The organism is Pedobacter africanus, from assembly GCF_900176535.1.
GTDB lineage: Bacteria > Bacteroidota > Bacteroidia > Sphingobacteriales > Sphingobacteriaceae > Pedobacter > Pedobacter africanus.
In genome coordinates this window covers 2,398,394-2,409,859 of sequence record NZ_FWXT01000001.1, presented here as the reverse complement: position 1 = coordinate 2,409,859, position 11,466 = coordinate 2,398,394, and the positions used below count along the sequence as shown (strand labels likewise).

The 11,466-nt window shown below is 44.8% G+C and carries 10 protein-coding genes; 5 read left to right on the top strand and 5 right to left on the bottom strand.

All coding sequences use genetic code 11. The annotated features are described in order from the left end of the window. The first annotated feature begins 108 nt into the window (after positions 1-108). Complete coding sequence (locus B9A91_RS09905; RefSeq protein WP_084238175.1) at positions 109-804, top strand: LytR/AlgR family response regulator transcription factor; 696 nt, start codon at positions 109-111, stop codon at positions 802-804. 90 nt (positions 805-894) lie between these two features. On the opposite strand, the gene B9A91_RS09900 is transcribed toward B9A91_RS09905, so the two are convergent. From B9A91_RS09900 to B9A91_RS09890, 4 genes are all read right to left on the bottom strand, one after another. Then, a complete protein-coding gene (locus B9A91_RS09900) occupies positions 895-1,626 on the bottom strand; it encodes an MIP/aquaporin family protein (RefSeq protein WP_084238174.1) in 732 nt (243 codons plus the stop codon). A gap of 32 nt (positions 1,627-1,658) precedes the next feature. Next, complete coding sequence (gene glpK, locus B9A91_RS09895) at positions 1,659-3,149, bottom strand: glycerol kinase GlpK (RefSeq protein WP_084238173.1); 1,491 nt, start codon at positions 3,147-3,149, stop codon at positions 1,659-1,661. Positions 3,150-3,283: 134 nt separating this feature from the next. After that, positions 3,284-3,457, bottom strand: a complete 174-nt coding sequence (locus tag B9A91_RS24225) for a hypothetical protein (RefSeq protein WP_200815627.1) — start codon at positions 3,455-3,457, stop codon at positions 3,284-3,286. 147 nt (positions 3,458-3,604) lie between these two features. Beyond that, positions 3,605-4,219, bottom strand: a complete 615-nt coding sequence (locus tag B9A91_RS09890) for a porin family protein (RefSeq protein WP_084238172.1) — start codon at positions 4,217-4,219, stop codon at positions 3,605-3,607. Between the two features lie 302 nt (positions 4,220-4,521). Between B9A91_RS09890 and B9A91_RS09885 the strand changes: the two genes are divergently transcribed. The 3 genes from B9A91_RS09885 to B9A91_RS09875 are packed head-to-tail and all read left to right on the top strand — an operon-like array spanning position 4,522 to position 7,677. Further along, positions 4,522-6,228: a glycoside hydrolase family 3 protein gene (locus B9A91_RS09885; protein WP_084238171.1), complete on the top strand. Its 1,707-nt coding sequence runs from the start codon at positions 4,522-4,524 to the stop codon at positions 6,226-6,228. 9 nt (positions 6,229-6,237) lie between these two features. Next, positions 6,238-6,894, top strand: a complete 657-nt coding sequence (locus B9A91_RS09880; protein ID WP_084238170.1) for a TatD family hydrolase — start codon at positions 6,238-6,240, stop codon at positions 6,892-6,894. Positions 6,895-6,897: 3 nt separating this feature from the next. Next, positions 6,898-7,677, top strand: a complete 780-nt coding sequence (locus B9A91_RS09875) for a tRNA threonylcarbamoyladenosine dehydratase (protein ID WP_084238169.1) — start codon at positions 6,898-6,900, stop codon at positions 7,675-7,677. A 9-nt stretch (positions 7,678-7,686) separates the two neighbouring features. Here the strand turns inward: B9A91_RS09875 and B9A91_RS09870 are convergent, their stop codons facing one another. Then, positions 7,687-8,181, bottom strand: coding sequence for a thioredoxin family protein (locus B9A91_RS09870; protein ID WP_084239662.1), 495 nt, complete (start codon positions 8,179-8,181; stop codon positions 7,687-7,689). A 65-nt stretch (positions 8,182-8,246) separates the two neighbouring features. On the opposite strand from B9A91_RS09870, the gene B9A91_RS09865 reads away from it, so the two are divergent. Continuing rightward, entirely contained in the window at positions 8,247-11,465 is a 3,219-nt protein-coding gene (locus B9A91_RS09865; RefSeq protein WP_084238168.1) for a UvrD-helicase domain-containing protein, read from the top strand. Position 11,466 lies beyond the last annotated feature (1 nt).

The window sequence follows — 11,466 nt, the reverse complement described above, 5'->3', positions numbered from 1 at the left end:
AAATTCTTTTAAATCGGAAATGCCAAATTTCATGCCTATTCAGTTTGTTCAGCATTTTAATCTTTTGTTTATTATTTCTATTTTAGGATAATCATTCCCTAACCCAAAATGAACTGCTTAATTGTTGACGACAACATAATAGACCTCAGCATCCTTAAAAAAATGACCAGCCTGGAGCCCTCGCTAAAGGTTGTAGGAGAATGTTATGATGCTGTTGAAGCCTACAGGCAAATCCAGCTGAGCGATATAGATATTCTGTTCCTCGATATCGAGATGCCTGATATGAGTGGTATAGACCTGGTGAAAAGCCTGGGAGAGAAGCGCCCGATGGTCATCTTTACCACTTCTACGGTAGATTATGCCGCCGCAGCCTTTGACCTGAACGTAGTAGATTTTCTGATCAAGCCCATCAGCCCTGCCCGTTTTTTGCAGGCAGTAGAAAAAGCAAGAAGAATGCTGCTTACAAAGAACCTGGCCTTTGTTGATAAAGAAGATGAATTTGTATTTATACGGGATTCCAATGTGGTACGCAGGGTAAAGATCAGTGATATTTTATACATGGAAGCCCGGGGCGATTACGTAAGGATCAATATGGCCGATCATACTTATTCCATTCACTCCTCTTTAAAGTCTGTAGAGGAAAAGCTCTCTAAAAATACTTTCTTAAGGGTGCACAGGTCTTTTATCATTAATGTTGGTAAAATAGATACGATTGAGGGTGGAACACTGATTGTGCACCGCAATATGGTGCCAGTTTCTGATGCTTACAGGGCCGCTTTATACAAGCGGATGCAGATACTTTAGTTTTTTGTTTTAGAGCGGAAAATACATTTTGCTTATTTAGGGGAAGAAAAACAACCGTTCTGCTCAGCCGCTGAGCAGAACGGTTGTTTTTTAAACTTTAACGTACAAATACAGCATTGCTGCAAGGGCAGAGCCTATTACAGGGCCTATTACCGGTATCCAGGCATAGCCCCAATTGTTGCCCCCTTTTCCGGCAACGGGTAGTATGGCATGCATGATCCTTGGACCTAAGTCGCGGGCAGGGTTGATGGCATAGCCCGTTGTACCACCTAGTGACAAGCCGATTACCCATACCAGGAAAGTTACAGGCAGTGCACCGATGGAGCCCAGTCCGATGGGGCTTTTATCTGCACCCATTTCTGCATTGGTAAAGTGAAATATAACAAAGAGTAGCACAAAGGTACCAAGGATCTCGCTGATGAGGTTGGATACGGTGTTCGGGATAGCCGGAGCAGTACAAAAAGTAGCCTGTTTGGCGCCTTTATCATCCGTACCGGCATAAAAGTCCTTAAACAGCAGCCAAACCAGGAACGACCCCAGCATAGCTCCGATAAATTGCGCAGCAATATATTCTGGGGCACTGGCCCATGCGAATTTGCCCGAGATGGCCAGGCCGATGGTTACGGCCGGGTTAAGGTGTGCCCCGCTGTAGGGCCCGGCAATAACCACGCCTACAAATACCGCCAGGGCCCAGGCTGTAGTAATAACCATCCAGCCGCCATTATTTCCTTTGGTTCCTTTCAAAACCACATTGGCAACAACACCGTTGCCCAGTAAGATCATAAACATTGTGCCGAGAACTTCGGCTGTAAAAGGAGACATGTTGTTAAGTTTAAATTTGGTTTATAAATATACTAGTTTTCGGCATTGGCTTTCGCAGCCTTTACGGCCCTGTTCCAGCCCTTGATACGTTCGGCAATATTGTCGGTATTGCCCGCCTTAAAATTCTTGTCAATTTTCCATTGTCCGCTGATGTCGTCCATACTATTCCAGTAACCTACGGCCAGTCCCGCCAGGTAGGCTGCACCCAATGCTGTTACTTCAGTTACCTTAGGACGGATTACTGTAGTATCCAGCAGGTCGGCCTGGAACTGCATCAATATATCATTTGCAGTAGCCCCGCCGTCTACGCGCAGCTCTTTGATGCGATGGCCGGAGTCGGCTTCCATGGCTTTCAGCACTTCCATAGTCTGGAAAGCAATGCTCTCAATGGCAGCCCTGGCCAGGTGTGCAGCAGTAGTTCCCCTGGTTATTCCTGTAATGGTTCCTCGGGCATCCTGGTTCCAGTGTGGGGCACCAAGGCCGGCAAATGCAGGTACCAGATAGACACCACCAGTATCATTTACTTTTAGGGCCAGTGTTTCTACTTCGGCAGAAGAACTGATGATGCCTAGTCCGTCCCTTAGCCATTGTACTACAGCCCCACCGATAAATATACTGCCTTCCAAGGCGTATTGTACTTTTCCGTTTATTTTCCAGGCAATGGTAGTTACCAGGTTATTTTTTGAAGCGATAGGTTTATCACCCACATTCATCAGCATGAAACAACCGGTACCATAGGTGTTTTTGACCATGCCGGTTTCTGTACACATTTGTCCGAACAGGGCGGCCTGCTGGTCGCCTGCAATACCGGCAATCGGGATTTTGGCAGCAAGCACATTCCCCGTAGTCTCACCATAAACTTCGCTGGATGATTTTACCTCAGGCAGGATGTTTTTAGGAATATTAAACAAATCAAGTAGTTCCTGGTCCCAATCCAGGGTATGGATATTATAGATCATGGTTCGGGATGCATTGCTCACATCGGTAACGTGCACCCTGCCATCTGTTAAGCGCCATATCAGCCAGGAGTCGATAGTTCCGAAAGCAATATCCCCGGCTTCTGCTTTTGCCCTGGCGCCTTCAATATGGTCAAGAATCCATTTGATCTTGGTGGCTGAAAAATAGGCATCTAATATTAAGCCTGTCTTATCCTGTATTTTTTTTGCCAGGCCTTTTGCCTTGAGTTCATCGCAATAGGCCGATGTTCTTCTGTCCTGCCACACTATCGCATTGCAAAGAGGTTCGCCTGTTTTTTTATCCCAGAGTACCGTGGTTTCACGTTGGTTGGTAATGCCAATTGCAGCAATTTCGGTCGGTGTAAGCCCCGCTTTAACAATGGCTTCAGTTGCTACTGCAATCTGGGTCGACCATATTTCGCTGGCATTGTGTTCTACCCATCCTGGCTGATGATAGATCTGTTCAAATTCTTTCTGGGCGATGGATACAATCCCGCCTTCTTTATTGAATACAATCGCCCTTGAACTTGTGGTTCCCTGATCAAAGGATAGAATAAACTTGCTCATAATTTATAATTGCAATAATGTGTAACAAAACGTAAGTATACGGAATCGTTGCCGAAAGTAAAAGATACTTTGTAAAAAAAGAAAAAGACATCCTATTAGGATGCCTTTTGGTAACAGGAATATATTATCCTCAGTTAATTTTCTCTTTTACGCTGGTTGTCCCTGTTAGAGGTCTGATCAGACTGCTGTCCGCCGCCATTAGTAATTCCCTGCTGTTTCTTGTCTAACTTTACACTATGGTGCATTCGGTCTGATGTTGGCTTTCCCTGCGCGCGCGCCGTATTCTTTTGATTGGGTTGATTTTTCATAGTCATATCTTGTAGTTTATAAACAGATGATTATCATTTGTATAACACCGGTTAAAAAGATATGTTTTAATAAAAAATAACCCCGGTGCTGAATACAGCATCCGGGGCCTGATTTTCCATAGGGAATATGGAAGGGATATAGGGTCTTTAGAATTTTATACCAAGTCCCACAGAAAATACCTGGTTTTTATATTCAGGAGTTTCCCGGGTCCCATTTTCATTGTTTTTCTGAAAGTCTAAAGCGTAGCGGCCGTGAATGTCAACTTTTTCGTTTACATCATATCTGAAACCGATTACACCACCAACAAGGCTCTTTTTGAAACGGTCAGATTTATCTTCGATAATTTCCTGTTCGGCTGTTCCAAATCCATTTTCGAATTTATTTTTGGTAGACAGCAAAAAGGAAACCTGAGGACCTGCTACCAGGTTTAACCCGCTTCCTCCCAGGTTGATGCTGGCCAGGATAGGAATATCAATAAAGCTGGTAGTTTGCGTAAAGTCGCCAAACAGGGTTTCTGCTTTATAGCCTTTGGTAGAATACAATAACTCCGGAGTAAAGGCTAACCCTTTGATCAGGTTGATATCTAAGGTAACACCAGCATTAAATCCCGGGTTCAGTTTTGTTTTAAAATCATTGTTCCCGTCATCTTTAATGATGTTTGGCAAGTTCAAACCCGCTTTAACACCCAATCTGATCGGGCTTTGTGCGCTGGCAGCTGTTGCTGCAAATAGGCCTATGGCCAGGATAACTAATTTTTTCATGTTGTGTATGTTTTAATAAACTGGTATGTGAAAGAAATGTGCCAGCTTTTTAGAATAAGGTTCAGATTTTAAGAAATCAGGTGAAAAACTATTTTACAACCAGTTAATTAGGTGTTTTAAAACAAAAGGGGGTGAATTTTTAGCGGGGCTACCATTTTACAAGAATTGTATCAAATTTGATACAATTACTGGGGCTCCGCTCGTCGCTAACCTAAGTGCCATATTTATGCATACCTCAGTTTTTTATAAGGTCACAAAAATGGAAAAATCCTTAACTTTGAGGTTTAACCAGCATCATACAAATGAATTTCAGACACTTTTTTATAGCCTCTTTTTTTCTAATAGTTAGTATAAGCACTTCCATAGCTCAGACAAAAAGCTACCTGCAAACACTTCAGGAACCTAATGAGTGGGTAGACTCTGTTTTTAAAAAGTTAAACAGGCGACAAAAAATTGCACAAATGTTTTTTGTGAGGGCACATACCAATTTTGGAAAGGCTTATGAAGATTCTATAGGGATGGTGATAAAAAAAGAACGCGTAGGCGGCCTGGTGTTTTTCCAGGGAGGTCCGGGCAGACAGGCCATTCTGACCAATAAGTATCAGGCACTGGCCCGTGTTCCTTTGCTGATTACTTCTGATGGGGAGTGGGGCTTAGGTATGCGTTTGGACAGTACCATTTCCTATCCTTACCAGATGGCGCTTGGGGCGGTACAGGATAAAGACCTGCTCTATAAAATGGGGCTTGAGGTAGCCAAAGATTACAGAAGGATAGGGATGCACATGAACCTGGCACCGGATGTGGATGTGAATAACAACCCTAAAAATCCGGTAATCAACTTCCGTTCCTTTGGAGAGAACAAGTACAATGTGGCCACCAAGGCTGCAGCCTATATGAAAGGGATGCAGGAGGGGGGACTGCTGGTGAGTATTAAACATTTTCCGGGCCATGGCGATACCGATGTAGACTCGCACTACGACCTGCCGCAGCTGAAATTTACCAAGGCCCGTCTGGACAGCCTGGAAATTTATCCTTTTAAAGAACTGATTAACCAGGGCGCCGCCGGGGTAATGATTGCACACATGAATATTCCGGCGCTAGACAATACACCTAATATGCCTTCAACCTTATCCAGGCCAATTGTTACGGGTTTGCTGAAGGAAGAGCTTGGCTTTAAGGGGATTGTAATTTCTGATGCCATGGGCATGAATGGGGTGGTGAAACATTTTAAGGATGGCGAAGCAGATGTAATGGGCGTCATTGCCGGGAATGACATCCTGGAGTTATCGGAAAACAGTGCCCGGGCCATCAAACTGGTGCGTAAAGCTGTAAGGGAAGACCGCATTCCAATGGAACAGATTGATGCAAGTGTAAAAAAGATCCTTACCGCCAAATACTGGGCGGGTTTGAACGTTAAAGATACCGTTAATGAACACAATGTATTTGCCGAAGTAAACAGACCGGAAAGCCTGGCGCTGCTGCAGCAGCTGGCAAATGCGTCTATGACCGTGCTGAGAGGGAAAGATAATATCCGGCAACTGAACGCAGACAAACGAACTGTCATCATCAGTATAGGTACACCAGAAGTAACCGCTTTTCAGCGCGAGCTGGGTGAATATTATAAAAATGCCATATTTTATACGTTGGATAAAAATGCCAATGCCAACGCCATCGCAAAGGTGTTGCGCGATCTGAAAGCTTTTGACCAGATTATCATCGGTATTCATGACACCCGGACCAGGCCTGGGAATGGTATGGTATTGAGTGCCGACCTGAAGATGTTTATCAAAGATATGTCGTTAAGCAACGCCATCTTTGCCTTATTTGCCAATCCGTATAATTTGGCGGCCCTGCCTGGCCTGGAGCAAAGTAAAGGCCTTGTTGTTGCCTATCAGAAGGAAGACTTTATGCAAAAAGCCGCTGCATTAGTCCTTAAAAACCAGGTTGTAGCAACAGGGAAACTGCCGGTAACCGTAAATACATTTTTTAAATATGGCGACGGGCTATAATATTTTGCTTTGCAATTTTTAGATATCCATACCCATCAGGACAGTAAAGATCCGGAAATCCGGAGTATTTTAAGTCTTACATTAACAGGGGATGCTTTGCCAGCATTGCAGAAAGGTAAAGAATGCTCGGCAGGCCTGCATCCCTGGTTTGCGACTATCGGAAATTTTGAGCGCGACTATGACCGGCTGGCGGAATTTGCAAAAGGACCCGCCGTTAAACTGATCGGCGAATGTGGCTTAGACCGTTTAAAAGGCGAAACGCTGGAGCACCAGTTGCTGATCCTGAAAAAGCAAATCCTTCTTGCCGAAGCATTGCAAAAGCCGGTAATCCTGCATTGTGTAAGGTGTTACGATGAGCTGATGGCCCTTAAGAAGGAAATGCAGCCCAGTGTGCCCCTCATTATCCATGGCTTTAATAAACATCAGGAGCTTGGCCTGCAATTGCTGTCCAAGGGTTTTTACCTTTCTTTTGGAAAGGCAATATTGAATGCAGATTCAGGTGCTGCAAGCCTGCTGAAACATACAGCTGTTTTTTTTCTGGAAACCGACGATGCCGCTTGCAGGATTGAGGAAATTTACCAGGCAGCGGCGAATTTAAAAAACTCCACTGTAGCAGAGATAAAAGCACTTATTTTTGCCAGCTGGAAAAAAATAAAGCTCATTTAATATATGTCTGATGTAAACTGGTTATCGCGCTCTGCATTGCTGGTCGGAAATGAGGGGATCAATCTATTGCAGCAAAAACACGTGCTGGTAGTTGGCCTTGGTGGTGTAGGATCTTTTGCCGCGGAGTTTATCTGCCGTTCTGGTGTAGGAGAAATGACCATTGTTGATGGTGACGTGGTTGACCCTACCAATCGCAACAGGCAATTGCCCGCCCTGGCAACCAATCATGGGGAAAGCAAAGCGGATATTATGCAGGAGCGTTTGCTGGCCATCAATCCGAAGCTTAAACTACATGTGATCAGAGATTTTTTAACCCCTCAGAAATGCAGGGAACTGATGGAGTTGCGCTTTGACTACATTATGGATTGTATTGACAGCATTACCCCTAAGGTTATCCTGCTGTCGAGCGCCCTGGAAAAGAACATGCCTATTGTGAGTTCTATGGGAGCCGGCGGGAAAATGGATCCTACACAACTCAGGGTAACCTGGCTGCCAGATACCTATCAATGCGTTTTTGCCCAGTATGTAAGAAAACGCATCAAGAAGCTGCGAAACTATGAGCAGGTAAAAGCTGTATTTTCCATTGAGCCTGTGGCTAAAGATTCCCTTGTGATGACAGATGGGAGTAACTTTAAGCGTTCGGCCTATGGCACCATCTCTTACCTGCCTGCAGCATTTGGTGGGGTATGTGCATCTGTGGTCATCAGGGATCTGCTTGGTCAGCCCATAGCCATGGCGGCAAGGCCTAAACGGATTGCTTCCCCGAAAAAAAAGAAGAATTAACGGATGCTCCTAGTATTTGTTATTTGCAGGTTGCACTGCAGCAAAGGTCCAGCCTTTTAAAAAGTCCATTACTTTTTTAACATCATGGCCTTTACCTTCTTCGAGATAGGCAGAATTCTGAATGTGGATTACCTTGCCGTTTCCGTCTAGGATGACGAATACAGGAAAGCCAAACCTTCCCGGAAAGCCGAGACTGGCCATCACTGCTTCATTTTTATTCTCCTGGCTGTAATTTACCAGCACGGTTTCGTAATTGGTATCTAAGTAGTTTTTCAGTTCAGGCGTAGCGTCAACCAGTTTATGGAACAGGATGCACCAGCCGCACCAATTGCCTCCAACCTGCACAAATACATGCTTGCCTACTTTTTTGGCTTTGGCCACGGCCGCATCAATGTCGGCCCTTGCATTGGCTCCAGGATTGTAAATTTTTACAGCTTCTTTTTTTTCCTGCGCAAAGGTGGCAGTCGTAATTGCCAGTAAAGCAACGATAAGCAGTCTTTTCATTTTGAATAAATTTTTAGTGTTTTTATGAATGTACAAGGTAAGCACTTTATTTTTTATTTTCGTCCATGCCCCAGCCATTAAAAATACTACAGGCATCTGCCGGTTCTGGTAAAACATTCAGTTTAACAGCGCATTACCTTACCTTACTCTTGTCGGGTGAGAACAAGTACCGGGAAATCCTGGCCGTAACCTTTACGAACAAGGCTACCGAAGAGATGAAAAGCAGAATACTGGAAGTATTGCATGGCTTTGCCAGTGGCGATGAAAAGTTTGACAGCTACCGGGATATCATTTTAAAAGGCAATCCCTCGCTCGATGCGGTAAGCCTGAAAGAAAAATCAGACAAAATTTACCGTAAGATACTGCACGACTACAGCCGCTTTTCGGTGAGTACTATTGATGGCTTTGTGCAGAAGGTGATCCGGGGTTTTGCCTTTGAGCTCGGCCTTGATGCAGGCTATAGCCTGGAAATGAATTACGATAAGGTGAAGGATGACCTGGTAGGCAAGCTGGATGAGGCTTTGGACCATAACAAACAATTGCTGCAATGGATCATTGATCTGGCCATAGAAAGGATAAACGACAACAAGAGCTGGAATTATAAGGTAGAATTGTACAACCTTATAGGGGAGATCTTTAAGGAGCGTTTCCAGGTTTTTGAAGAAGCCATTGATGCACTTGGTTCTGATAGCATAGACGACCTGTTTAAACATTACATCAGCATTACCAGGGCTGCAGCAAAAAACTTTGAAGAAGAACTGACCAGCCTGGCCATAAAGGCACAGGAAATATTTAATCGCTTTGGGGTAGAGAAGGAGCATTTGAACCGGAAATCTGTAAGCCCCCTGGCCAAAATCCCGCTCATCGTTAACGGCGATTTTTCTAAAATAGAGCCCCTTTTTAATTTTATAGATGAACCGGATACCTGGTTTCAGAAGAATAGAAGTTTTGATGCCGTTTACCAGGAGCTTAACCCGATACTTAAAGCTATAAGAGCATATTATTTAACGCATCTGCCCAACTATACCCTGGCTATTGCGTTCAGTAAAAACCTGTACTACCTGCGGCTGATGCAGGAGGTTGCTTCTTTATTAAAAGTTTACAGGGAAGAAAACGATAACCTGCTGATCAGCGATGCACAAAAGCTCATCACCGGAATTACAGATGAAGCAGGTGATAATCCATCTTTTATCTGGGAAAAAGTAGGTACGCGCTACCGTAACTTTTTGTTTGATGAATTTCAGGATACCTCGACCAGTCAGTGGAACAGCTTCCGCTCACTGCTTGCCAATGCCATTGCCACCCCGAGCGGGGAACTGATAGACCACTTAATTGTAGGGGATACCAAGCAGTCGATTTACAGGTGGCGTAATGGTGACTGGAATATCCTGCACCGGCAGGCGAAACTGGACATTGGTGCAGACCGGGTGCTGGAAGAAAGCCTGGAAGAAAATTACCGAAGCGCCGAGCATATCATCACTTTTAATAATTTCATTTATAAATCCATCCCTTTGCTGCTGCAAAATGAATTGAACCAGGGACTGGAAGGAAAACCGGAAGATTTAAGGTTATGGTGGCAGGGGCAAGGTTTTGATCGCATCATTACAGACATATATAGTACATCCACACAAAAGCTTGCGCCCAAAACGCCTATTGGAGGTACCATTAAAGTGAGGAAAATAGGTAAAGATGACGCCGCTGAAGAGCAGCGCTTCACGGAAACGGTTTTCAGGGATATTGCCCTGAACGAAGTGATTGCTGAGATCGCCCGGCTCAAAGCGGACCAAGGCTATGCCGCCCGCGACATTGCTGTATTGGTACGGTCCAATGCCGAAGCCGTAACCACAGTTAAAAAGCTGATGGCCCAGGGTATAGAGGTAATCTCGGGCGAGGCGCTACAAATCTCCAACAACATAGGGGTTCGGTTGATTATAGATACGATGAAAGCCCTGATTGGATTGGATAGTGAAACTACGCTCTACAAAGCTAATTGTATTGCCCTGTACAATTCCTTGCAAAATATCACACCAGATGCCAGTCATTACCTTAATTTAAACCATACTTCCTTTAGTGGCCTCACAGCTGTGCTCCCGGCTTCCTTGTGTGAAAACTGGCAAAGCTGGATGCAGCTGCCGCTGCCAGAGCTGGTAGAGATCCTGATAGATAGTTATGGGCTGGGCCAAATGGAGGCCCATCTTCCTTATCTGCTGGCCTTCAGAGACCTCGCCGCCAATGCAAGCCGACTGGGAGAGAAGGGGATTGTGTCCTTTTTAACCTGGTGGGATGAAGAAGGGGTAAACAAATCCCTGCCTTCACCCGAAAGCGCGGATGCCATACAGGTGATCACCATTCATAAATCAAAAGGGCTTGCTTTCAGGGCTGTATTTATTCCCTTCTGTAACTGGGAAATCAAAGGTAAAGCAAATGCTGTTTTCTGGGTGTCATCGGCAGACACCGCTTTTGAAGCTTTGCGGGGTATTCCCCTGAAATACAATGAGACGCTTAGTAATTCTGCGGTTGCAAAAGCTTATTATGAAGAGCTGTTGTACAACCATATGGATGCCTTAAATATGCTATATGTGGCCACGACCAGGTCGCGCGATTATCTGTACATCGCTACAATGGCAAAAAAGGACAGCACAAAACTCAGCACTATTGGCGATGTGCTGAATATGACCTTTGAACATGATTTTGACGAAAACAATGTATATGAGATTGTAGATGAAGTTCCGGCACGCCTGGGGCAAACTAATCTTTCAGGGCAGATTGAGCTGGATCATTATCCAACCACCAGCCGTTTAGCTGAGATCTATGTACCCGATCAGGAACAGCATTTAAAGCACGTGTTAAATATTCAGAAGTCGGGCCGCCGGGGCTCTTTACTTCATGATGTACTGGCCAATGCGGGGACGGGACAGGAAATAGATCGCTACCTGGCAGGTCTGCTGCTGGAGGGTACTATTTTAGAAAAGGAAATGGAGGAGCTTAAAACGGCTGTGCAGGAGGTTTTAAATCACCCCGAACTGCGGGCGGTATTAAACCAGGCTCCTGAAAGCATCACAGAAAAGAACATCATAGATGCTGAGGGGAAAATGCACAGGCCGGACAGGGTACTCCTGGCTGGCGATGAGGTCATCATCCTTGATTATAAATTTACTCTGGAGCAGACAAAGGAGCATGTAGCGCAGGTACAGGGTTACAAGGCTTTATTTACCGAAATGGGTTACAGCAAAGTAAAGGGTTATTTGTTTTACGCGGTTACCAAACAACTGAAATCTATTTAAG